The organism is Streptomyces sp. NBC_00425 (assembly GCF_036030735.1).
GTDB lineage: Bacteria > Actinomycetota > Actinomycetes > Streptomycetales > Streptomycetaceae > Streptomyces.
In genome coordinates this window covers 2,089,657-2,111,187 of sequence record NZ_CP107928.1, presented here as the reverse complement: position 1 = coordinate 2,111,187, position 21,531 = coordinate 2,089,657, and the positions used below count along the sequence as shown (strand labels likewise).

At 72.0% G+C, this 21,531-nt stretch carries 16 protein-coding genes; 5 read left to right on the top strand and 11 right to left on the bottom strand.

The genetic code is table 11. The features are described from left to right. Positions 1–17 precede the first annotated feature (17 nt). The 6 genes from OHS82_RS08690 to OHS82_RS08665 all read right to left on the bottom strand — a co-directional run bounded on the left by OHS82_RS08690 (position 18) and on the right by OHS82_RS08665 (position 9,111). Positions 18–1,856: a LamG-like jellyroll fold domain-containing protein gene (locus OHS82_RS08690; RefSeq protein ID WP_328433626.1), complete on the bottom strand. Its 1,839-nt coding sequence runs from the start codon at positions 1,854–1,856 to the stop codon at positions 18–20. A gap of 40 nt (positions 1,857–1,896) precedes the next feature. Then, complete coding sequence (locus OHS82_RS08685; RefSeq protein WP_328433625.1) at positions 1,897–4,824, bottom strand: glycoside hydrolase family 2 TIM barrel-domain containing protein; 2,928 nt, start codon at positions 4,822–4,824, stop codon at positions 1,897–1,899. After that, positions 4,821–5,705, bottom strand: coding sequence for a carbohydrate ABC transporter permease (locus tag OHS82_RS08680; RefSeq protein WP_057582799.1), 885 nt, complete (start codon positions 5,703–5,705; stop codon positions 4,821–4,823). Before OHS82_RS08680 ends, OHS82_RS08685 begins: the two co-directional genes overlap by 4 nt. A gap of 14 nt (positions 5,706–5,719) precedes the next feature. Then, complete coding sequence (locus OHS82_RS08675) at positions 5,720–6,682, bottom strand: carbohydrate ABC transporter permease (protein WP_057582797.1); 963 nt, start codon at positions 6,680–6,682, stop codon at positions 5,720–5,722. Continuing rightward, positions 6,682–7,968 (bottom strand): ABC transporter substrate-binding protein, encoded by a 1,287-nt coding sequence (locus OHS82_RS08670; protein ID WP_328433624.1) that lies wholly within the window; start codon positions 7,966–7,968, stop codon positions 6,682–6,684. The genes OHS82_RS08675 and OHS82_RS08670 overlap by 1 nt, the downstream gene beginning before the upstream one ends. An 87-nt stretch (positions 7,969–8,055) precedes the next feature. After that, positions 8,056–9,111 (bottom strand): PfkB family carbohydrate kinase, encoded by a 1,056-nt coding sequence (locus OHS82_RS08665; RefSeq protein WP_328433623.1) that lies wholly within the window; start codon positions 9,109–9,111, stop codon positions 8,056–8,058. Between the two features lie 126 nt (positions 9,112–9,237). Here OHS82_RS08665 and OHS82_RS08660 point away from each other — a divergent pair, with 126 nt between their 5' ends. The 3 genes from OHS82_RS08660 (at position 9,238) to OHS82_RS08650 (ending at position 14,491) form a co-directional block, all read left to right on the top strand. Next, on the top strand, positions 9,238–10,002 hold the full coding sequence (locus OHS82_RS08660) for a DeoR/GlpR family DNA-binding transcription regulator (protein ID WP_057582794.1): 765 nt from the start codon (positions 9,238–9,240) through the stop codon (positions 10,000–10,002). Beyond that, on the top strand, positions 9,999–11,336 hold the full coding sequence (locus tag OHS82_RS08655; protein ID WP_057582793.1) for a 6-phospho-beta-glucosidase: 1,338 nt from the start codon (positions 9,999–10,001) through the stop codon (positions 11,334–11,336). The genes OHS82_RS08660 and OHS82_RS08655 overlap by 4 nt, the downstream gene beginning before the upstream one ends. Before the next feature lie 92 nt (positions 11,337–11,428). Continuing rightward, a complete protein-coding gene (locus OHS82_RS08650; RefSeq protein ID WP_057582792.1) occupies positions 11,429–14,491 on the top strand; it encodes an alpha-mannosidase in 3,063 nt (1,020 codons plus the stop codon). A gap of 315 nt (positions 14,492–14,806) precedes the next feature. Here OHS82_RS08650 and OHS82_RS08645 read toward each other — a convergent pair whose 3' ends face one another. Together OHS82_RS08645 and OHS82_RS08640 are read right to left on the bottom strand one after the other, a co-directional pair. Continuing rightward, the gene (locus OHS82_RS08645; RefSeq protein WP_057582791.1) at positions 14,807–16,495 is read right to left on the bottom strand and encodes a fibronectin type III domain-containing protein; all 1,689 of its coding nucleotides are present in this window, start codon (positions 16,493–16,495) and stop codon (positions 14,807–14,809) included. A gap of 145 nt (positions 16,496–16,640) precedes the next feature. After that, positions 16,641–17,789, bottom strand: a complete 1,149-nt coding sequence (locus OHS82_RS08640; protein ID WP_057582790.1) for an ATP-grasp domain-containing protein — start codon at positions 17,787–17,789, stop codon at positions 16,641–16,643. A gap of 350 nt (positions 17,790–18,139) precedes the next feature. Here OHS82_RS08640 and OHS82_RS08635 point away from each other — a divergent pair, with 350 nt between their 5' ends. Next, positions 18,140–19,000 (top strand): metallophosphoesterase family protein, encoded by an 861-nt coding sequence (locus OHS82_RS08635; RefSeq protein WP_057582789.1) that lies wholly within the window; start codon positions 18,140–18,142, stop codon positions 18,998–19,000. Beyond that, positions 18,997–19,713 carry a 4'-phosphopantetheinyl transferase family protein gene (locus OHS82_RS08630; protein ID WP_328433622.1) on the top strand — a complete coding sequence of 239 codons (717 nt, stop codon included), beginning with the start codon at positions 18,997–18,999 and terminating at the stop codon, positions 19,711–19,713. The genes OHS82_RS08635 and OHS82_RS08630 overlap by 4 nt, the downstream gene beginning before the upstream one ends. Positions 19,714–19,728: 15 nt before the next feature. Here the strand turns inward: OHS82_RS08630 and OHS82_RS08625 are convergent, their stop codons facing one another. The 3 genes from OHS82_RS08625 to OHS82_RS08615 all read right to left on the bottom strand — a co-directional run bounded on the left by OHS82_RS08625 (position 19,729) and on the right by OHS82_RS08615 (position 21,502). Next, positions 19,729–19,989, bottom strand: a complete 261-nt coding sequence (locus tag OHS82_RS08625) for a hypothetical protein (RefSeq protein WP_057582787.1) — start codon at positions 19,987–19,989, stop codon at positions 19,729–19,731. Between the two features lie 296 nt (positions 19,990–20,285). Then, the gene (locus OHS82_RS08620; protein ID WP_057582786.1) at positions 20,286–20,816 is read right to left on the bottom strand and encodes a hypothetical protein; all 531 of its coding nucleotides are present in this window, start codon (positions 20,814–20,816) and stop codon (positions 20,286–20,288) included. A 32-nt stretch (positions 20,817–20,848) separates the two neighbouring features. Next, positions 20,849–21,502, bottom strand: coding sequence for a helix-turn-helix domain-containing protein (locus tag OHS82_RS08615; protein WP_057582785.1), 654 nt, complete (start codon positions 21,500–21,502; stop codon positions 20,849–20,851). Positions 21,503–21,531: the final 29 nt, after the last annotated feature.

The following is a 21,531-nucleotide window of genomic DNA, read 5'->3' as shown; positions in this document are numbered from 1 at the left end:
AGGACTTCCATGAGGTCTCAGTGGTTCAGGAAGGAGGTCACGGGCAGCGCCCGCTCGACGATGCGCACGTCGCCGAGGCGGCCGTGCAGGATCTGGTCGATCTGTCCGGCGTACGTGTATCCGCCGAGCAGCCACGGCAGCCCGACGGAGGCGATGCCGACGGCCGCGGCCTTCGGGTTGCGGACCACGGGGCAGCCCTCGACGTACAGCGTGGTGTGCCGGCCGTCGTTGACGACCGCGAGGTGCCACCAGGTCTCCAGCGGCGTCTCCTGGCCCCAGTTGGTGGCGATGCCCTGCTGGTTCAGCGGACGCATCGCCCACTGCGGTTCCCGGTCGTTGGAGAGCGAGAGGGTGGCGAGCGGTTCGTCCGGATCGTCGGCGGACTTGCCCGCGGCGCCGCCCGTGCCGGTCCGGCCGACCAGCCCCGACCAGGCGTGGTGCGCCGGATCCCAGTCGGCGGGAAGACGGTAGAACGCCTCGACGGTGTAACCGTGTGCGAAGGTCGCCGCGTTCAGCGGGGCGCCGTCGACCGTGCGCAGGTAGGCGCCCTTCAGCGGGGACTTGAAGCCCCGGAACTCCAGGCTGCCGTGTCCGGGCTGGTCGGGATGGTGGTCGGACGACCAGCCGAGCGTTCCGCCGCCGACCGCGACGACCATGAGGTCGTTGCCCCGCCCGGACAGGTCACGCACGGTCCCGGAGACGGCCGAGCCGTCGGCGTGCCCGTCGAACCGCCAGTAGGCGGCCGTGCCCGGCACGAGGACCTTCGACACGGGTCGCGCCGGGCGGGCCGGCACCGGATCGAATCCGGCGAAGCGTTCGGCGAAGTCGATGCCGACCGTGAACCGGTCGGCGTCGCCGCTCAGTTCGAGCTCCTGCCGCTCCAGTTCGCCCAGCCCCTTCGCCGCCCGGCTCCGGATCCAGGGCGAGACGGTCTCCACGTCGATGACGTTCCGGTCGAGGTCGAAGCGGTACAGGCGGATCATCGCGGCGCCGCCGAAGTACCGGTTCTGGTAGTTCGTCAGATGCAGATGGACGTCGTGTCCGGCCGCGTTCTTCCGCGTCGCGCGGCCGGCGGGCCAGTAGTGCCCGTTGAGCGTGAGGAAGATCTGGTCGTGGTCCTCGATCAGCCGGTCCCACAGCTGCTGTCCGTACGCCGAGAGGGCGTCGTCCTCGACGACCAGTTCGTGGGTGGTCAGCACGACCGGCGTCCTCGGGTGCCGGGCGAGGACGTCGGCTGCCCAGGCGTACCCCTGTTCCGACAGCCGCCAGTCCAGTGCCAGCACCATCCACTCCCGGCCGCCCGCGCGGAACAGGTGGAAGCTGTTGTAGCCGTCCGGGGAGGCCCCGCCGAAGGTCGGTCGGCCCCGGAACCGCTGCGGGCCGAAGGCGTCCAGGTAGGGGGTCGCGCCGCGCCGGTCGGTCGACGAGGACGGCACGTCGTGGTTGCCCGCCAGCACGCTGTAGCCCACCCCGCGCCGGTCGAGCAGCCCGAACGCCTCGCTGATCGCGGCGACTTCCTCCTTCGCGCCGTTCTGGGTGAGGTCCCCCAGGTGGGACAGGAACACGATGTTGTCGTCCGCGCCCCGCTCCAGCAGATAGCGCAGCGACGCCTCGACCGGCGCCCTGTCGATGCTCGGCCCGTCGAAGAGGTACTGCGTGTCGGGCATGACGGCGAGCGTGAAACGGCGGCTGTCGGGGTCCGGGCGCCACCGGGCGGGGGCCGCTTCGGCGGCGGCCGGAACGGCGAGCCCGGCCGTCGCGGCGGCTCCGAGCAGGGCGGTGGCCCGCAGAAAGCCGCGCCTGCCGGCGCCGGGCCGGACGGCCTCTTCCTGAGTGTGGGCATGCGAAGTACACACGTGCTGCTCCGTTGCGAAGTCCGTTACCGGAGAGAGGGGTTCACAGGACGCGCAGGATCCAGCTCCACCGGTGGACGCCTGCCGGGACGAGGTAGGAGGGGAGGGTGTCGGGGCCGCACGACGCCGTGCCGAGGCCGCGGTGCGCGGCGTCCACGTGCACGACGCAGCCGTCCCGCGCGGTGAGCTCGTCGTGGTGGGCGGCGGCGGTCAGGTCCTCGGCGCGGTAGCGCGTGACGCAGACCTGGCGCGGCTCGTCCAGCGTGACCGCGAGGCCGGTGGCGTCCGGCGCCGAGAGCGTGAAGCGCCGCACGCCGTGCCGGCCGCCGCTCTCCTGCGGACGCAGATAGGGGGTGAACGCCTCGTCGACGGCGAGCGAGTGATGGCCCACCGGCGCGCCCGAGCCGCGGTCGGGGTAGGACTCCCAGGGGCCCTGCCCGAACCACTCCAGCAGGTCCAGCCCCGCGACCGTCTCGAAGACCGAGCCGACGCGCGGCACGTCCTCGAACTCCTCGGGCAGCTCCGCCTGTTCGTCGATCCGCAGGCCGCCCTCGACCGGCGTGAACACCTGCCGGTGCCGTACGACGCCGCCGGCGCCCGCGTACTCGGCGAGCACGGTCACGCCGTCGCCCTCCTGACGCACGGAGACCAGCCTGCGCACGAGCGAGTCCAGTCCCCACGCCCGCCAGCGACGCGCCATCCCGCCCAGCTCGTCGTTGTCGGTGGGCGCCCGCCACAGCGACAGCGTCGGCGCGGCGTGGAGCAGCGGGTGGACGAGGAGTCCGGCGGCGTCGGTCTCGACCCGGCCGGACCCCGCGGGCGCGTCGAACGGCTCGGCCGTCCGCAGCCGTACCTGCGGCGCGCACACCGCGGTGCCGCGCGGCGCCCACGGCAGGTCCTGCGCCGTCGTCACCCGCAGCGTCAGCCATGCCTCGCCGCCGTCCCGCGGAAGGTCGAAGGGCAGCGGCAGCAGGGCCGTCCCGCCCGGACACAGGTCGGGCAGTTCGGCGGCCGCGGTGAGCGTGCCGCCGTGGGCGAGCGACAGCTCCCACTCGCCCGCGAGCCACTCCAGACCGCGGAAATTCTGGTGGTTGGAGACCACCACCCCGTCCTCCCGCAGGCCGTGCAGCCGCACCGGCGCGGCGAGCTCCCGGTGCTCGGACATCACCGGCTTCGGAGTGCGGTCGGGGAAGACCACGCCGTCCGCGATGAACGCGCCGTCGTGGTCCTTCTCGCCGAAGTCGCCGCCGTACGCCCAGCGGTACCCGGGCGCGGCGACACCGTTGTCATACAGTCCGGCGCCCCCACGCCCGACCGGTCTCGCGTCGTTCACACCCTGGAGGATGCCGTGGTCCCAGAACTCCCAGATGAACCCGCCCTGAAGACCCGGGGTGGCCTCGATGGCGGCCCAGTGGTCGGCCAGCGTGCCGTTGCTGTTGCCCATCGCGTGGGAGTACTCGCACTGGATGAGCGGCTTGGTCTGCAGCCCGGACAGCGCGTGCGCCACACAGTCCTCCAGCGGCGCGTACATCGGGCAGGCGATGTCGGAGGCGACCTCCGGGTCGGCCCAGCCGAGCTTGGCGGCGCCCTCGTACTGCACCGGCCGGGTCGGATCGTGGCGGCGGACCCAGCCCGCGGCCGCGTCGTGGTTCGCGCCGTAGTCGGACTCGTTGCCCAGCGACCACACGATGACCGACGGGTGGTTCTTGTCGCGCAGCACCATCCGCGACACCCGGTCCACGAACGCGTTCAGGTAGCGGGGGTCGTCGGCGATCTCGTGGGCGTGGTCGTGGGACTCGATGTCCGCCTCGTCGACGACGTAGAAGCCGAGTTCGTCGGCGAGGTCGTACAGCGCGGGGTCGTTCGGGTAGTGCGCGGTGCGGATCGCGTTGAAGCCGTAGCGCTTGAGCACGACCAGGTCGGCGCGCATGTCCTCGTGTGACACGGTCCGTCCGGTCAGCGGGTGGAAGTCGTGCCGGTTGACCCCCCGGACGAAGATCCGCTCTCCGTTGACCAGCAGGTCGCGGCCCACGATCGTCACGTCCCGGAAGCCGATCCGGTGGCGGGAGGTGTCCGCGACGGAGCCGTCCGCGCGGTGCAGGCGCAGGGTCAGGCCGTACAGATCGGGCGTCTCGGCGCTCCAGGCGCGCACCCCGGGCACGCGCACGCCCAGCCGCACCTCGCCGAGGAAGGCGGAGACCCGCTCCTCCCGCGCGTTGGCCAGGTCGAACCCGGCGTCCCGCGCCAGCGGCAGGCCGTCCAGCTCGCCGCTGACGTACCAACCCGCGGGCAGCGCACCGCCCGCGTCCCGCACCCGGCAGTCGACGCGCAGCTCGCCGTCGGCCGATGCCACCACGTCCACGTCGGCCAGGTGCAGCGGGTCGGTGGCGTAGAGGAGCACCGAACGGGTGATCCCGCCGTGCCACCACTGGTCCTGGTCCTCGATGTGCGAGGCGTCCGACCACTTGACCACCGTCAGCCGGACGAGGTGCCGCCCGCCCGGGCGCACGACGTCCGAGAGGTCGAACTCGGCCGCCAGGTGGGAGTCCTTGGACACACCGACCGGCCGCCCGTCGACGTGCACCAGCAGCACGCTCTCGGCGGCCCCCACCTGCAGCACGATCCGGCGTCCCGCCCACTCGGCGGGGACGTCGAAGCCCCGCTCGTACACACCCGTCGGATTGGCGTCGGGCGCCAGCGGGGGCACGTCCGCGAACGGCATGCGGACGTTGAGGTACTGCGGGAGGTCGTCGGCGCCGTCGACGGACTGCATGGTCCACACGCCGGGCACGGCCGCGCTCGACCATCGACCGCCGACCGGCGCGTCCGGAGCGGGCAGCAACTGGAAACGCCAGTCGCCGTCCAGGGAGTGTGCTCCGGAGCGCCGGTCGACGGCGTTCATGGGAAGCCGGCCCCAGGAGGTCACCTCGGGCGCCGACCAGGGCCGCAGCGCCAGCAGCGGGTCCGTCACTTGATGGCTCCCTTGGCGAGGTCCCCGATGATCTGGCGGGCGCCTACCGCGAACACGATCAGCAGGGGGACGAGGGCGAGCAGGGCGCCGGTCATGACCATTCCGTAGTCCGTCGTCCCGTGGGTGCCGTTGAGCTGGGACAGGGCGACCTGGAGGGTCACGTTGTCGGGATCGGTGAGGGCGATCAGGGGCCAGGCGTAGTCGTTCCACTGCCCCATGAAGGTGAAGATGCCGAGGAAGGCCAGGCCCGGCCGGACGACGGGAAGGGCCACGTGCCAGTACTGGCGCAGGAAGTTCGCGCCGTCGATGCGGGAGGCGTCCAGCAGTTCGTCGTGGATGGCGCCCCTCATGTACTGCCGCATCCAGAAGATGCCGAACGCGTTGGCGGCCGCCGGCACGATCAGCGCCGTCATCGACCCGATCCAGCCGAGCTTGGCCATGATGACGAACTGCGGGATCGCCTGGAGCTGCGCCGGCACCATGAAGATGAACATGAGCAGCACGAACAGCAGGCGCTTGCCCGGGAAGTCGAACTTGGCGAAGACGAAGGCGGCCAGCGAGTCGAAGAACAGGACCAGGAACGTCACCGATCCCGCGACCAGCAGGGAGTTGAGCATCGAGCCGAAGAAGTCGACGGTGTCGAAGAGGCTGCGCAGGTTCTCCAGGAAGTGCGTGCCCGGCAGCAGCTTGGGCGGGTAGGAGAAGATCTCCGACGTGGTGTGCGTCGACATGATCACGGCCCAGTAGAACGGGAACGCCGAGAGCAGGACACCGACGACGAGGACCGCGTGCAGGGCGATCCCGCGGCGGCGGGATCCGTCGACCCCCCTGGTTCGCCGGGTGGTCGGGCTGGTACGCCGGGTGGTCCGGATGGATGCCATGGTGTGTGGCCCCCCTAGTCTTCGCCCCGGCGCTGCACCAGCCGCCAGTTGATGATCGAGAAGAGGACGACGACGAGGAAGATGCCCCACGCCACGGCGGCGCCGTAGCCGAAGTCGTTGTTGTCGAAGGTCTGCTGGAAGAAGTAGAGGACCATGGTCCGGCCGGCGTGGCCCGGCCCGCCCGAGAACGTCGAGTCGTTCGAGGTGTTCTGCAGCAGGACCTGGGGTTCGGAGAAGCTCTGCAGACCCGTGACCGTCGACACGACGAGCACGAACAGCAGCACCGGACGCATCATCGGCAGGGTGATCCGGAAGAAGGTCTGCACGGGACCCGCGCCGTCCATGCGCGCCGCCTCGTACAGCTCGCCGGGGACGGTCTGCAGGCCGGCCAGGAAGATGATCGCGTTGTAGCCGGTCCACTGCCAGGTCATCAGCGTCGCGACGGCGATCCTGATGCCCCACGGGGTGTTCAGCCAGGCGATCTGGTCGAAGCCGACGCCCTGCAGAAAGGCGTTCACCAGGCCGAAGTTGGTGGAGAACACCGAGCCGAAGACGATCGCGATCGCCACCACCGAGGTGACGTTCGGCAGGAAGTAGGCGATCCGGTAGAGGGTCCTGAAGCGGACCGCCGAGTTGAGCAGCACGGCCGTCACCATCGCCAGGAAGATCATGGGGAAGGTGGCCAGCGCCCAGATGACGATCGTGGTTCCGATCGAGCTCCAGAACTGGGAGTCGCCGAGCAGGTACCGGTACTGCGACAGCCCGGCCCACTCCATCGAGCCGAGGCCGTCCCAGCGGTGGAAGGACAGGTACAGGGAGAAGCCGACCGGGATCAGGCCGAAGCAGAGGAACAGCAGATAGAAGGGGGAGATCGCGGCGTACAGGTGCCAGTACGCGCGCAGGCCCTTGCGGGGCTGGACGACGGGCGTGGGCGCGACGACCGCGGGGGGCGTCTCGACCGCGGGGAGGGTGGCCATCAGACGCTCACCCCCAGGTGCCTCGCGATGCGCCGGCAGGTGCTCATGGCGTCACTCCAGGCTTGCTCCGGGTCCTTGCCGAGGACGCCGACGTTCTTGATCTCGTCCTTGACGGGCTGTCCGAGCGCCACGTCGAAGGGGCTGTTGTAGGCGACGACGATCTTCTGCGCGGCGGGGCCGAAGACGTCCATCGTGACCTGCCCGCCGAAGAACTCGTCGGGCTCGCGCACCTGTTTCAGGCCGTACGAGGCGGGGGTGGAGGGGAACAGCCCCGCGTCCAGGAAGCCCTGCGCCTGGTTTCCCGCGTCGAGCATCCAGCTGATGATCTGGAACGCCTGCTCGGGTTCCCGGCACGCCTTGGTGACCGACAGGAACGAACCGCCGTTGTTCGCGGGCCGCACGGGCATGTCGGCCACCCGCCAGCGGCCCTTGGTCTTCGGCACGCCGGTCTTGAGGTCGTTGGTGGCCCAGGAGGCGCCCAGCTGGCTGGGCAGCTTGCCGTCCTCCACCGCCGACAGCTGGTCCGGGGTGCCGCTGACCAGGTTCGAGACGATGCCGCGCCGCTTGGCCTCGACGGCGAGCGCCCAGGCGCGGCGTACGTGCTCCTGGTCGCCGATGAAGTGGCGGTCCTTGTCCACGTACCGTGCACTGCCCTGCTGCACCGCGTTCTCGAAGACGCTGTTGACGTCCGTCAGCAGTGAGGTCCCCGGGAGCCGCTTGCGCAGCTGTTCGCCGGCCGCGAAGAACTTCTCCCAGGTGTTCAGCTCCCGGGAGACGTCGGCCGGCTCGTAGGGCAGGCCCGCCTTCTGGAAGACCGCGTACTGGTAGAGGTGCGCGACGGGACCGCAGTCGATCGGGAAGCCGATCAGGGAGCCGTCGTCGGCGACGCCCTGGTCCCACTTCCACGGCAGGTACTGGCTCCTGTACTTCTCCGCGCCCAGCGTGCGCAGGTCCACGAACTGGTCGGCGTCGGGCAGATAGGACGCCATGTCCTCGCCCTTGAGCCCGGCGATGTCGGGGATGTGGGCGCGGCCGGCCAGCGTGGTGATCAGCTTGGAGCGGTAGTAGCCGCCGATCTTGATGGCCTGGAGGTCGACCGAGCCGTCGTAACGGGACTTGGCGTTCTTGACCACGGTGTCACCGAGGCCGCCGTCCCAGTACCAGAGGACCATGTTCCGGCCGGTCGAGCCGGTCGGGACGGCGCAGCCGGCCGCCAGGCCGCCGAGCGCCGTGGCTGCCGTGCCGGCCAGGCCCGCGCGCAGCAGGCCTCTTCGTGAGAGCCGCACAGCTCCCACCGCCTTTCGGATCTGTTCGCGTCTTCGCAGACGGGGTGCCGTTCGAGGGGCGTGCGTGGGGGGCGTCGTCCGTCCGGCTCAGGACCGCAGGACGGGCGGGGTGACGGGGGCGTGCCGTACGGGCGGGCCCACGTCCGCCGGGATGCGGTCGGCGAGGAAGCCGTACGCCCGCACGAGGTCCGGGTCGGTGAGCGAGCGCCACCAGCGCCGCACGCCGTACCAGCCGGGCGCGGCGAGTGCGCCGCCGTGGTGCCGTACGGACAGTCCGGCGGCGAGGACGGCGAACCGCAGCCGCTCCGCCAGCGGCCAGCCGCCGAGCGAGGCCGCCACGAAGCTCGCGCCGAACACGTCGCCGGCGCCGGTCGCGTCCAGGACGTCGACGTCCAGGGCGGGGACCTGCGCGTACTCGCCGGTGGTCTGGTCGACCGCGATCGCGCCGTGCGCGCCCCGGGTGACCACGGCCACCGGCACCAGCTCGGCGAGCGTGCCGAGCGCGGCGACCGCGCTGTCGGTGCGGGTGTAGGCCATCGCCTCGGTCTCGTTGGGGAGGAAGGCGTGGCACAGGGCCAGCTGGTCCAGCAGGTCGGCGGACCACTGAAGGGTGGGGTCCCAGCCGACGTCGGCGTAGACGTGGGTGCCGTTCGCGGCCGCCTTGGCGATCCAGGCGCGGGGTTCGGCCTCGAGGTGCACGAGGGCCGTGCGCGCCTCGGGCGGGTCGCCCATCAGCGCGTCCTGCGAGTACGGCGGCTCCTGGCCGTGGGTGACGAGGGCCCGGTCGGCGGCGGGGGCGACCCCGTTCACGGCGGGCCCGGCCCCGGGGAGGGCGAGGGCGACGGTGACGGGGGTGTGCCAGCCGTCGGCCGTGCGGGAGAGCGCCAGGTCCACGCCCTCCTGGCCGGCGAGGACCTGGCGGCAGTGGGCGCCGTAGAAGTCGTCGCCGAAGACCGTGGCGAGCGAGGTCTGCAGGCCGAAGCGGGACGCCGCGACCGCGAGGTTGGCGATGCCGCCGGGGCCGCAGCCCATGCCGCCGGTCCAGATCTCCTCACCCGGCGCCGGCGGCCTGCCGAGACCCGTGAGGACGAGGTCGTAGAAGAGCAGCCCGGTGAGCAGCACCTCGGGCCGGTCGTCGTCCACCGCACATCCTCTCGTCAAATCTCTTCATTTCGGTGACCGGAATCGTGCGCCCCTCGGCGAGATTGGTCAATACCTCAGCAGAAGTGAGCATGGATTTGATTGAAGATGACGAGTAGTGTTCACGTCGTGCTGGCAGAACGACGACATCAACTCATCCTGCGGGCCCTGCGCGCCGGGGGCCCCGCGGCCGTGACCGATCTCTCCGAGGAGCTGGGCGTGAGCCCGGCCACGATCAGGCGCGACCTGGTCAAACTCGAGGAGGACGGCCTGCTCACCCGGGTGCACGGCGGGGCCGTCGCGGAGGAGGGCGACCAGCCCTTCGCCGAGGTGGCCGAGGTGCGCGTGGCCGAGAAGGACGCGATAGCGGCCCGGGCCGCCGCGATGGTCGAGGACGGCCAGACCGTTCTGCTCGACATCGGCACCACCGCCTACCGGCTGGCCCGGCAGTTGCACGGCCGCAGACTCACGGTGATCACCAGCAACCTGGTGGTCTACGAGGAGCTCGCCGACGACGAGGGCATCGAGCTGGTGCTCCTCGGCGGCATGGTCCGCCGCGAGTACCGTTCGCTGGTGGGCTTCCTCACCGAGGACAACCTGCGCCAGCTGCACGCCGACTGGCTCTTCCTCGGCACCAGCGGCGTGCGCCCGGGTGGACAGGTGATGGACACGACGGTCGTCGAGGTGCCGGTCAAACGGGCCATGATCAAGGCCGGCGGCAGGGTCGTCCTGCTCGCCGACGCGGCGAAGTTCCCGGGCACGGGCATGGCGAAGGTCTGCGGTCCCGAGGACCTGGACGTGGTGGTGACGAACGGGCCGGTCGACCCGGCGACCCGGTCCTCCTTCGAGGAGGCGGGCGTCGAGGTGGTCCTGGCAGGAAAGGTGCAGGCGTGAAACTGACGATTCTGGGCGGCGGCGGCTTCCGGGTGCCGCTCGTGTACGGCGCGCTCCTGACGGACCGCGGCGAGGGGCGTGTCACGGACGTCGTCCTGCACGACCTGGACGACGGCCGGCTGCGGGCGGTCGCCCGGGTGCTGGCGGAGCAGGCCGCCGCCGTGCCCGGCGCCCCCCGGGTCACCGTCGCCACCGACCTCGACGAGGCCCTGCGCGGCGCCGACTTCGTCTTCTCCGCGATCCGCGTCGGCGGCCTCGAGGGCCGCGCCGACGACGAGCGGGTGGCCCTCGCGCAGGGCGTCCTCGGCCAGGAGACGGTCGGCGCAGGGGGCATCGCCTACGGTCTGCGGACGGTCCCCGTCGCCGTCGACATCGCCCGCCGGGCGGCCCGTCTCGCCCCCGACGCCTGGGTCATCAACTTCACCAACCCGGCGGGGCTCGTCACCGAGGCCATGTCCCGCCACCTCGGCGACCGCGTCATCGGCATCTGCGACTCGCCGGTCGGCCTCGGCCGCCGTATCGCCCGGGTCCTGGGCGCCGACCCGAAGCAGGCGTGGATCGACTACGTCGGCCTCAACCACCTCGGCTGGGTCCGCGGCCTGCGGATCGCCGGCCGCGACGAGCTCCCTCGGCTGCTCGCCGACCCCGACCTGCTCGGCTCCTTCGAGGAGGGCAAGCTCTTCGGCGCCGACTGGCTGCAGTCCCTCGGCGCGATCCCCAACGAGTACCTGCACTACTACTACTTCAACCGGGAGACCGTCCGCGCCTACCAGCAGGCCGAGAAGACCCGCGGCGCCTTCCTCGCCGACCAGCAGGCCCGCTTCTACGAGGAGATGCGCGACCCCGGGGCGGCGGCCCTGGCCGCCTGGGACCGCACCCGCGCCGAACGCGAGGCCACCTACATGGCCGAGAACCGGGAGAGCGCCGGGGCCGGCGAACGCGACGCCGACGACCTCTCCGGCGGCTACGAGAAGGTCGCCCTCGCCCTGATGCGGGCGATCGCCCGCGACGAGCGCACGACGCTGATCCTCAACGTCCGCAACCAGGGCGTCCTCTCGGTGCTGGACGACGATGCCGTCATCGAGGTGCCCTGCCTCGTCGACTCCGGCGGCGCCCATCCGGTGGCCGTCGCCCCGCTGCCCGAGCACGCCACGGGGCTGGTCTGCGCGGTGAAGGGCGTCGAGCGCGAGGTGCTCTCCGCCGCCGAGTCCGGCTCCCGGGCGACGGCCGTCAAGGCGTTCGCGCTGCACCCGCTGGTCGACTCGGTGAACGTCGCCCGCAGGTTGGTCGAGGGCTATACCGACGTCCACCCCGGGCTGGCGTACCTTAAGTAGCCCCATCGGAGGGAAAGCGCTTTCCCTCCGATGGGTCCAGCACCCGGCCTCCGGGCCTCCCGCACTTCGTGGTCCCTCTCTGGAGATTCCCCATGCATGACGAACGCCGCCGCATCGAGGAGCGCGTCGAGCGCGTCCACGACCAGCGCGTCAAGCCCGCCGTATACGCGGCCACCGTGCCCCTCGAGGTCGAGGCCTGGCAGGCGCCGGGGGAGCCCGTGCCCTTCGAGGAGGCCGCGGCCGCGGCCTACGAGCCCTTCGCCATGGACACCCCCTGGGGCCCGCCCTGGGGCACCACCTGGTTCCGGATGCGCGGCCGGGTGCCCGCCGAGTGGGCCGGCCGGCGCGTCGAGGCCGTCATCGACCTCGGCTTCGTCGGCGACTGGCCCGGCAACCAGGCCGAAGCCCTCGTCCACCGCACCGACGGGACGCCGCTGAAGGCCGTCAACCCGCTCAACCAGTACGTGCCCATCGGCAACCCGGCGACGGGCGGCGAGAGCGTCGACTACCTCGTCGAGGCGGCCTCCAACCCCGACATCCTGGCCGGCGACTTCGCCGCGCCGACCCCCCTCGGCGACGTGCTGACGGCCGGCGACCGTCCGCTGTACACCTTCCGCCGCGCCGACCTCGCGGTCCTCGACGAGCAGGTCTGGCACCTCGACCTCGACCTCCAGGTGCTGCGCGGCCTGATGGTCCACCTCGCCGAGCACGAACCGCGCCGCCACGAGATCATGCACGCCCTGGACCGGGCCATGGACGCCCTCGACCTGGACGACGTCTCCGGCAGCGCCGCCGCCGTCCGCGAGGTCCTCGCCCCGGTCCTGGCCCGGCCCGCGCACGCCAGCGCCCACACCATCTCCGGCGTCGGCCACGCGCACATCGACTCCGCCTGGCTGTGGCCGATCCGCGAGACCAAGCGCAAGACCTCCCGCACCTTCTCCAACGTCACCGCGCTCGCAGAGGAGTACGACGACTTCATCTTCGCCTGCTCGCAGGCCCAGCAGTACGAGTGGGTGCGCGACAACTACCCGCACGTGTGGGCGCGCATCCAGGAGTCGGTGAAGAAGGGACAGTGGGTCCCGGTCGGCGGCATGTGGGTCGAGTCCGACGGCAACCTGCCCGGCGGCGAGGCCATCGCCCGACAGCTCGTCCACGGCAAGCGGTTCTTCATCGAGCACTTCGGCGTCGAGACCAAGGGCGTCTGGCTGCCCGACTCGTTCGGCTACAACGCCGCCTACCCGCAGCTCGCCAAGCTCGCCGGCAACGACTGGTTCCTCACCCAGAAGATCTCCTGGAACCAGACCAACAAGTTCCCCCACCACACCTTCTGGTGGGAGGGCATCGACGGCACCCGCATCTTCACCCACTTCCCGCCCGTCGACACCTACAACGCCCGCTTCAGCGGCGAGGAGATGGACCGCGCGGTGCGCAACTACTCCGAGAAGGGCGGCGGCACCCGGTCGCTGGCCCCCTTCGGGTGGGGCGACGGCGGCGGCGGCCCCACCCGCGAGATCATGGAGCGGGCGCGCCGGCTGGCCGACCTGGAAGGCTCGCCGAAGGTCGTCGTCGAGCACCCCGACGCGTTCTTCGCCAAGGCCCGCGAGGAGTACCCGGACGCCCCCGTGTGGGTCGGCGAGCTCTACCTGGAGCTGCACCGCGCCACGTACACCACGCAGGCACGCGGCAAGCAGGGCAACCGCCGGTCCGAACACCGGCTCCGCGAAGCCGAGTTGTGGGCGACCACGGCCGCGCTGCACGCGCCGGGCTACGCCTACCCGTACGAGAGGCTCGACCGGCTCTGGAAGACGGTGCTGCTGCACCAGTTCCACGACATCCTGCCGGGCTCCTCGATCGCCTGGGTGCACCGCGAGGCGGAGGCCGAGTACGCCCGCGTCGCGGGGGAGCTGGAGGCGCTGACCGCAGAGGCGGTCGCCGCGCTGGGCGCGGGCGCCACCCGGGTGTTCAACACCAGCCCGTACGACCGCGCCGAGGTCGTCCGCACCTCCGCGGGGGCCCCGGCCTACGTGGAGGTCCCGGCGAGCGGCACCGCGCCCCTGGCCGCGGCCGCCGTCGGGTCCCCGCAGCCGGTGACGGTCCGCGGCCTGACCCTCGACAACGGACTGGTCCGCGTGGAGCTCGCGGCGGACGGCACGCTGTCCTCGGTACGCGACCTGCGGGCGGACCGCGAGGTCCTCGCCGGCCCCGGCAACCTGCTCCGCCTGCACACCGACCTGCCCAACTACTGGGACGCCTGGGACATCGACAAGCACTACAAGAACCGCTTCACCGACCTGCTCGACCCGGACTCGGTCACCGTCGTGGAGGACGACCCGCTGCTCGGCGCCCTGCGCGTCACCCGGTCCTTCGGCAAGGGCTCGACGCTCACCCAGACGATCACCGTGCGGGCCGGCAGCCCCCGCGTCGACATCGAGACCGACCTCGACTGGCACGAGGCCGAGAAGATCCTCAAGGCCGCCTTCCCGGTCGACGTCCGTGCGCCGCACTCGTCCGCCGAGATCCAGTTCGGGCACGTCCAGCGGCCCACCCACACCAACACCAGCTGGGAGGCGGCCCGTTTCGAGGTCTCCGGCCACCGCTGGGTGCACGTCGGCGAACCCGGCTACGGTGTCGCGGTCCTCAACGACTCGACGTACGGCCACGACGTCTCCCGCACGGTCCGCGAGGACGGCGGCACGACGACCACGGTCGCCCTCAGCCTGGTGCGCGCCCCGCGCATCCCGGACCCCGAGGCCGACCAGGGCCGGCACCGGTTCACGTACTCGCTGCTGCCGGGCGCCACCATCGCGGACGCGGTCGCCGAGGGCTACGCCCTCAACCTGCCGCTGCGCATGGCCGAGTCGGCGGGCGCCGCGGAGCCGGTCGTGTCCGTGGACGGCGACGGCGTGACCGTGGAGGCCGTCAAGCTCGCCGACGACCGGTCGGGCGACGTCGTGGTGCGGCTGTACGAGTCCCGCGGCGGACGGGCCCGGGGCGTGCTGCGCACCGGCTTCCCGCTGGCCGGCGCGCACGTCACCGACCTGCTGGAACGACCCCTGCAGGACGAGGCGGCGGCTGCCGTGCCCGGCGACGGCACGGTCGTCGTGACCCTGCGCCCCTTCCAGATCCTGACGCTGCGACTGCGCCGGGGCGAGTGACGCCCGGCCCGTACCGCAGGCCCGGACGTCACTGACGCACGGTCGGGCCGGTCGGCCGCTCCCCGTGACAGCGGCCGACCGACCCGATCCCCCGTGCCCCGAGGATCCCCCGTCGATCCCCGGGGTTCCCCCCGTCGATCCCTGTGCTTCCCCCCAAGGGCCGGTGCTCCCCCGGTGGCCCTTCCCCCTTGAGAGTCCGCGGGGGAGCCCCTGATACACCCCCTGCGGGAAAAAGTCCCCCGGACCGGGATCCGGGGGACTTTCACGGCCGTGGGGGAGGCTTCGGCCGGGCTTCCTCGGCTCTCGCCGGGAGGCTCAGCCGGTGAAGCCGGCCGTGATGGAGGTGAACTGCCAGGTGCTCTGGCTGATGCCGGAGCAGTTGCTCACCACGCCGCCGCCCGGGCAGGGCCGGTCGCGGTTGACGGCCCAGTAGGCGAGCCGGGCGATGTGGTGGCCGTTGGCCCAGTCACGGATCGACGTCCAGATCGCCGGGGTGGTGTTCTCCTGTTGGTCCGACAGGCCGTTCATGCCGGAGATGCCGATGTGGGCGTAGGCGGTGGCGTCGTCCCAGCCGAAGGTCGACTTCAGCTTGTTCTTCAGGCCCTCGGTGGCGTTCACGGTGTTGCCGTACATGTCCGAACCGCCGCCGAAGTCGAACGGCATGATGGTGAAGACGTCGATGTCGGCGCCGATCGACTTGGCCTGCTCGATGAGACGGTTGCCGTAGTAGGTCGGCCCGGTCGTGGACGTCCCGAAGGTGACGACGGTCTTCAGGCCGGGGTTGTCGGCCTTGACCGTCTTCAGCGCGGTGAGGATCCGTGCCTGTACGGCCTCGTTCTCGAACTCGTCGGTGTTCTCGATGTCCATGTCGATCGCCTTGAGCGAGTAGGCGTCGATCACCTTCTGCAGGGCGCCCGCCAGTGCGCTCGCCGAGGAGCAGTTGGCGCCGAGCTTGCTGCCCTGCCAGCCGCCGAACGAGGGCACGATGTCACCGCCCGCCGAGCGGATCTGGTTGACGACGCTCTGGTCGACCCCGCCGGCCAGCGCCCGGTTGCCGTCCCACAGGGGGTTGCAGCCGCCGCCGTCCAGGACGAACGCCATCGTGAACCACTTGACGCCGGTCGCGTTCATCACCGTGGTCACGTTCGGCGGGTCTCCCCACCCTTCGAACAGGTAGGGCGCGGCCTGCTTGAACCCGGTGCCGCCGCCCCCGCCCGCGCTGGTCGTGACGGACACGGAGTTGGAGGCCGCGGAGGTGTTGCCGGCGGCGTCGCGCGCCTTCACGGTGAAGGTGTACCCCGTGCTCGGGGACAGCCCGCTGACCGTGGCGGCCGTGCCGGAGACGGTGAGCACGTTCGCGGACCCGCTGTAGACGTCGTAGGACGTGACGCCGACGTTGTCGGTGGCGGCGTTCCAGGACAACGACACGCTGGACGACGTCTTGCCGGTCGAGGTGAGCCCGCCGGGCGCGGTCGGGGCCTGCGTGTCCGTGCCGCCCCCGCCGCCGGGTCCGTCCAGGCTGACGTCGTCCGCGTGGTAGGCGCCCTGGGCGTACCAGCCGTGGACGTAGATCGTGGCGCTGGTCTGCGAGGCCCCGGTGGTGAAGGACACCGACAGCCGGCTGTACGCCGAGGGCGACGACGTCCAGGTGGAGGCGCCGCCGTCGACGCCGAGGTAGACGTAGGAGCCGCGCACCCAGCCGGTCAGCGCGTAGGCGGTGTTCGGCCGGACGGAGACGGTCTGGCTGCACTTGGCGTTGTCGCCCGAACTCACCGCCCCCATGAGGGCTTTGGACCCGCTGTGGGCGGGCGAGGAGACGACGGAGCCGAGGTTTCCCGTACAGGACCAGGGCGACAGGGCGCCCGACTCGAACCCGGGGTTGGTCAGGACGTTGGCCGCCTGGGCGGTGCCCGGCAGGGCCACGGCGCCGGCGAGGGCGAGCCCGGCGGTGCCGAGCAGGGCGAGGAAGCGACGCCAGGGGCGTCGAAGGGGTGTGCTGCGCACGCGATCTCCCTGAAGGAATGGGGGTGTTCGGGAGTGCAGGGGAGTGCAGGGGGTGCGCAACAAAGTTGGTATGGACCAATCCGCCTGTCAAGACAATGGGCGGGATTGGTCCATACCGGTGGGTGAAATATCCGCTTCGGGCTGTCTAGAGCGGCAGCGCCTGCGCGGCCGGCGCGACCTCCACGGAGTCGGCCGGGGCGGGCATGGCCGGCAGCAGCGGCTCGGCCGCCACCTCCTCCATCCGCTGGTGCGGCAGCGTCACCGCGCGCAGCGGCCGCGGGCCCGACACCACCGTGTAGTCCTGTCCCAGGAACGGCGGCACGACCTCGCCCGGGTCCTCGCCGAGCGCCAACTGCACGGCGGCCCAGGGGGCGTTGACCCCGCACTGGGACAGCTGGTGCAGTCCGCCGGCCGGGCGGGTGTTGACGTCCATCAGGACCGGGCGGTCGCCGAACATCCGGAACTGGATGTTGGACAGGTAGTGCAGCCCGAAGCCCTCGGCGATGAGCCGCGCCGGCTCCAGCCACTGCTCGTGCAGGGTGAAGCCCCGCCGGCGGCCGTTCTTCGTCCGGCCGATGGCCATCCGCACGACGTTGTCGGGGCCGGTGAGACAGTCCACGGACACCTCCGGCTGCTCCAGGCGCGGCATGACGAGCCAGTCGACCTGGGACCCGTCCTGCTCCTCGGCCTGCTTCAGCACCTCGACCACCGCGTCCAGTTGGACGTACGGGCTCGGGAAACCGGTGAGGTGCGCCAGCGAGAAGGGGGCCCGGGTGATCATCCGGAAGCCGACCCCGCCCGCGCCGGACGCCGGCTTGAAGCACGGCTTGTGTCCCGCGTCCTCCAACTCCTCGACGGCGGCCACGAGTTCCTCCGCCGACCGGATCCGGTACCACGGCGGCACGGGCACGCCGATCGCCTGCACGGCCTCGTACGCGATCACCTTGTCGTGGAACACGGCGACGGCCTCCGGCGGCGGCGCCAGCAGCGCGGTGCCGACCGCCTCGAAGTCGGCGCGGTGCGCCACGATCGCCGACTGGTGCAGCCGGGGCACGAAGACGTCGATGCCGCGGCGCCGGCACTGGGCCAGCGCGTACTCGACGTACGCGGCCGGGGAGAGGCCCTCCGGCTCGAGCTCGGCGGTGTCGGCGGCGGCCAGCACGGGGGAGTCGGCGTCACCGTGCGTGGCGTGGATCTCGACGGCGCGGTCGCTGGGATTTCGTCGCAGCTGATCCGTGAAGAACACGTTCTCCGCGTACGTGCGGTTGAGCCAGACGCGTACGCGAGAGACCATGCGAGGCCGCCTTTCACGGTTCGCGGGCAGGGCGAAGCAGGCCCGGCCCGGGCAGGGGGAATGGTGGGTCACCAAACCGCCCTGCGGAAGGGACGTCCATGGCGGTGGTGTTGGGGCGATCATACGGCTTCCCGGGGGTGCCGCGTGCAACGCGGGTGTTACGGAATTCCCGATCTTGTTCACGTGTGGCGGCCTGTCCGGTAATGGGGAGCTCCGGCGCAGGTGGAGCCCGGTGCCGGCCTCGCGGACGACGTGATCCGACCTTGTACCGGGGCCGCGAATGTGTTCTCGTGGGCACACTGGTGTGTGCATGTGGATACGGAGCGTGGGCTCCTGAGCGGGGGTACGAAGTGACGTCGACGGCCGGTGCCGACGGGCGACTCCTGGCCATCAGCGATCTGCACATCGGCTATGCGGAGAACCGGGCGCTCGTCGAGGCCATGGTCCCGGAGACGGACGAGGACTGGCTGCTCGTCGCAGGGGACGTCTCGGAGAGCACCGACGACATCCGCTGGGCGCTGAAGACCCTCGCGAGCCGCTTCCGCAAGGTCGTCTGGGCCCCCGGCAACCACGAGCTGTGGACGTACCCCACGGATCCGGTCACCCTGCGCGGCGTCGCCCGCTACGAGCACCTGGTCGACCTCTGCCGCGACCTCGGCGTGACGAGCCCCGAGGATCCCTACCCGGTCTGGGAGGGCCCCGGCGGCCCGGTCGCCGTCGCGCCGCTGTTCCTGCTGTACGACTACTCGTTCCTGCCGGCCGGCTGCACGACCAAGGAGGAGGGGCTGGCCTACGCGGAGGGCACGGGCATCGTCTGCAACGACGAGTACCTGCTGTACCCCGACCCGTATCCGAGCCGCGAGGCCTGGTGCCGGGCGCGGGTCGCCGAGACCGGTCGGCGGCTCGCCGAGATCCCGGCGGACCTGCCGACGGTCCTCGTCAACCACTACCCGCTGCACCGTCACCCCATGGACGTCCTGTGGCACCCCGAGTTCGCCATGTGGTGCGGCACGGCCCTCACCGCGGACTGGCACCGGCGGTTCCGCGTCGAGGCCATGGTCTACGGCCACCTGCACATCCCGCGCACCACCAGGCAGGACGGCGTCCGCTTCGAGGAGGTGTCGGTGGGCTACCCCCGCGAATGGCGCAAACGGTCGCAGCAGCCGGGCCGCCTGCGGCGCATCCTGCCGCGGGAGGCCGAGGTCTCGTGATCGACGAACTGTTGCCCGCTTCCGTGGTGGTGGTGGAGGCGTTCGGCGAGGAGGGCGTCCGCGAGTTCGGGAACACGCCGCTGTACCCGCAGGAGGCGGCGCTTCTGGTCCGGGCGGTCGACAAGCGGCGCCGCGAGTTCACCGTCGTCCGCGGCTGCGCCCGGCGCGCCATGGAGAAACTCGGGGTGCCCGCGCAGCCCGTGCTGCGCGGCGAGCGCGGCGCGCCGTGCTGGCCGGACGGTGTCACGGGCAGCATGACGCACTGCGCGGACTACTCCGCGGCGGCCCTGGCCCGGTCCGTGGACCTGGCCTCGCTCGGTGTCGACGCCGAACCGAACGGGCCGCTGCCCGAGGGAGTGCTGGCCGCCATCGCCCTGCCCGAGGAGCTGGCGAGGCTCGAGCGGCTGGCCGCGGACCGTCCCGACGTCCACTGGGACAGGCTCCTGTTCAGCGCCAAGGAGTCCGTCTACAAGGCGTGGTTCCCCCTCACCGGCAAGTGGCTGGACTTCGGTGAGGCCGACATCGACCTCTCGGCCGACGCCGGCCTCACCCCCGTCGGCGCCGGACCGGCCGCGGGCGCGCAGGGCTCGTTCCGGGCCCGGCTGCTGGTCCCCGGGCCGGTGGTCGGCGGGCGCCGGGTCGGGTGCTTCGACGGCCGCTGGACCGTACGGCGCGGACTGGTCGCCACGGCCGTGACGGTGCCGCACCGCTGAGGCGGCCGCCCGCGGTCATCTGCCGGGGCACCAACTGTGCAGCAGCCGGAAGAACTCCTCCTCGTTGCCGGCCAGCCCGGCGTCGGCCAGCGCCTGCTCGGCCTCCGCCAGGACGCCGGGCGGCACCACCGGGGGCAGGCGGTCGTGCGGCGGGCGGGAGGCGCCGACGCGCCCACCGCCCTCCTCGTCGCCGAAGGCGGCGCGCACGGTGTGCAGCAGCCGGAGGTAGGCCTGGACTGCGGTGCGTTCGCGGTCGGTCAGTACGGCAGTGGGCATCGGTCGGCTCTCCCCGTGTCGGCGTCGTCGTCTGCCACGCGCCCCCACGGCGCGTACGCCACCGTGCGGCGGCGCACCCCCAGCTTGCCGCCCACCACTGACAATCCGACGGGCCTCGACGTCGGTTCGCCCGCTCAGCGCAGCGGCCGCACTCGCGCAACCCCGTCCCGGAAAGGGCTCCTGAGCTGTGTGAAAGGTCCTTGCGCGGGCTGCCGTCGGCCCGGATCGGGACGGGGCGCGCCGAGGCCCGTCACCTCATGAACGCGCCCGGCGCGCGCCCCCGGCCGCGCCGCCGCTCAGTTCTGCGGGCCCAGGTATCCGAGCGAGGCCTCGATACGGCCCGCCAGGTGGTCGCGCTGACCGCGGCCCCGGGGGGACGATCCCGGCAGCCAGGTACGGCACTTGCTGGCCAGCAGCAGACCGAAGGTCTCGGCCTGCCGTTCGTCGGCCAGGTCGAAACGGGTGCGCGCCGCGACGCTGCGCACCGTCGCCCGCAGGTCCGCTCCGTCGCTGAGTAAACGCGCCGCGACCGCGGCGCCCTCGACGTGCTGGCTGCAGTGCCCCGCCTTCATGTGCCACAGCTCGTGCCCCAGGATCACCAACTGGTGGTCGGGCGCGGTGCGTTCCTCGATGACGACGAGGTCCTGGTCGGCCATGTCGAGCCACAGCCCGCTGGCCGTGTCCGCGGGGAAGGGCGCCATCCGGAAGTGCACCGGGCGGCCACGCCGTCTGCTCATCCCGTCGCACAGAGCGGCGTACAGGTCGGCCGGCGGGGCGGGGGCCGGGAGGGTCAGCTCCGAGACCAGTTCGCCGCTGAGCCGGCGCATTTCCTTCGCGATGCTCACGCTTCTCCCCCGGATCACGACTCGGGCCGCTTCACGCTCTCCAGGAGCATGTCCAGCCACTCGGCGACCTTGTCGCGGTGCTGGTCGGTGGGCAGCTGAGCGGCACGCCACGCGATCCCGCGCACGCCGTGGTCCTGCAGCAGCCGCTCCAGCGGGTCCTCGGCGGCCGCGGCCGCCTCCCGCGCGGCGAGCTTCTGCAGCAGCTCCTGCTCGGTGTGCTGCAACGCCCCCGCGAGCGCCTCCGGGTCCTCCGCCGTGAGGAAGCCCGCGTGCACGCGGAAGAAGCGCTGAAGGGCGTCGCAGTGCTCCATCGTGGGACGCCGGTCGCCGTTGATGAGGGCGCCCGCCTGCTGGCGCGACATGCCCGCGCCGTCGGCGATCTCCTGCTGGGTGTACTTGCGGCCGTTCGGCTTGAGCCGCGTACGGCGCAGCAGGTCCAGGCGTTGCAGGAAGCGGGCCTGCACATCGGGCTCGCCGGCTGGCCGGCCGCTCAGCAGGGCCCTGACCACGGGCTCGGGGACACCGGAGGCGACGGACAGCCGCCCGGTGCCGAAGACCTCCGCGTGCGCCACGCCGAGCCGGTCGGCGAGCGCGGCGACACGGGCGACGACGGCCGACAGCAGCACCGTCGCCGTGGCGCCCGGAACCTCGAAGCCATCCTCCGCCACCGACAGGTCTCCTAGGTCTCTCACGTCCC

Bases quoted from the DNA above. Each gene is read 5' to 3' on its own strand.
- OHS82_RS08680 (WP_057582799.1), bottom strand. From the start codon at position 5,705: ATGGCATCCATCCGGACCACCCGGCGTACCAGCCCGACCACCCGGCGA.
- OHS82_RS08675 (WP_057582797.1), bottom strand. From the start codon at position 6,682: ATGGCCACCCTCCCCGCGGTCGAGACGCCCCCCGCGGTCGTCGCGCCC.
- OHS82_RS08650 (WP_057582792.1), top strand. From the start codon at position 11,429: ATGCATGACGAACGCCGCCGCATCGAGGAGCGCGTCGAGCGCGTCCAC.
- OHS82_RS08640 (WP_057582790.1), bottom strand. From the start codon at position 17,789: ATGGTCTCTCGCGTACGCGTCTGGCTCAACCGCACGTACGCGGAGAAC.
- OHS82_RS08625 (WP_057582787.1), bottom strand. From the start codon at position 19,989: ATGCCCACTGCCGTACTGACCGACCGCGAACGCACCGCAGTCCAGGCC.
- OHS82_RS08620 (WP_057582786.1), bottom strand. From the start codon at position 20,816: ATGCGCCGGCTCAGCGGCGAACTGGTCTCGGAGCTGACCCTCCCGGCC.